Genomic DNA, 1049 nt, shown 5'->3' on the forward strand with positions numbered 1-1049 from the left:
CACGGCGGCGGTGCTTGCGCTCGCTTACGCGATGAGCCGCGGGTGGCTCAAGTGAGCAGCATGACGCACGACGAGAGACGACAGCAGCTCGCGGCTCAGCTGGCCGCGCTGCGCATACTCATCGAACGATTGGAGGCCGAACCTGGTGTCCAAAGTGTTAATCGACCTCCTGACGGCGGCAAAGCTCACCGAGCATAGCCTCTCGATTGTGCTCGAGGAGCTCGACGAGCTACGGGAGATTCAGCGCTCAGACCACGACCGCATCACGCGCATCGAGACGCGGATGCAGCACGACAGCGAATCAAGCCTAGAGGAACGCCGCTCTGCTGTCATCAAGCGCGGCCAGCACGTGCAGGCTTCGGCTACCGTGCTCGCAGCGCTCATCGGTGCCATAGCTGGCATCGGCAGCCTGTTGTGGAACATCCTGCACACGCACTGAGCTCGACAAAACAAAAGCCCCGCTTCGGCGGGGCTCTTTTTTCATTCCGTCATCTCGCGTTGCGCTCGCTCCTCGAGCCAAGCGCGGACTCCCTCGGGTCGTGCTAGCAACCAGGCTCGCACTTTAGGTGACAGCCGAACTGTCAGAATTTCTGAAGTTCCTGTCCCACGGCGTCGTGCTTCGCACGCGGGACAGGGGCAGTCGGCACGGTGTCCGTCGATGCTGCGAGGCACTGTAGAATTCCTCCCACATAGTTCTCGGGTAGCCAGCGGGACGCAGCGCGCGCCACGCGTTGACGTCGGCAACCAGACCAACCAGACGCGCGCGAGCCGATTCATACCGCAGGGTCAATTCAGCCAGCTTGACCAAGTCGTCGCCTGCTGCCTCGACCTCGCGACGCTCGCGGACGATTGCTACTGCATGTGCTGCGATACGCTGACGCTGAGCTCGAGGCAGATTGCCGTGCAGCTCGTCGACGATGCGGCCAGCAGCAGGCAGCCCTAAATTGCGCATTGCGCTTACGCGGGAGATAACAGCGTTCAACATGCGTGCCTCGTCGTCGCGGCGAGCAGCGTCGCGCGTGTCGGCTGCAGCACTGGCCGCTCTGCTG

Annotated in this window: 2 protein-coding genes; both read left to right on the forward strand. The window is 62.8% G+C overall.

The window, feature by feature from the left end; translation table 11 throughout:
• Nucleotides 1-154 precede the first annotated feature (154 nt).
• Entirely contained in the window at nucleotides 155-439 is a 285-nt protein-coding gene (locus tag EB084_26410) for a hypothetical protein (protein ID NDD31796.1), read from the forward strand.
• Nucleotides 440-658: 219 nt separating this feature from the next.
• Nucleotides 659-943, forward strand: coding sequence for a hypothetical protein (locus tag EB084_26415; protein ID NDD31797.1), 285 nt, complete (start codon nucleotides 659-661; stop codon nucleotides 941-943).
• The last annotated feature ends 106 nt before the right edge of the window (nucleotides 944-1049 follow it).

Source organism: Pseudomonadota bacterium (assembly GCA_010028905.1).
Taxonomy (GTDB): Bacteria; Vulcanimicrobiota; Xenobia; order RGZZ01; family RGZZ01; genus RGZZ01.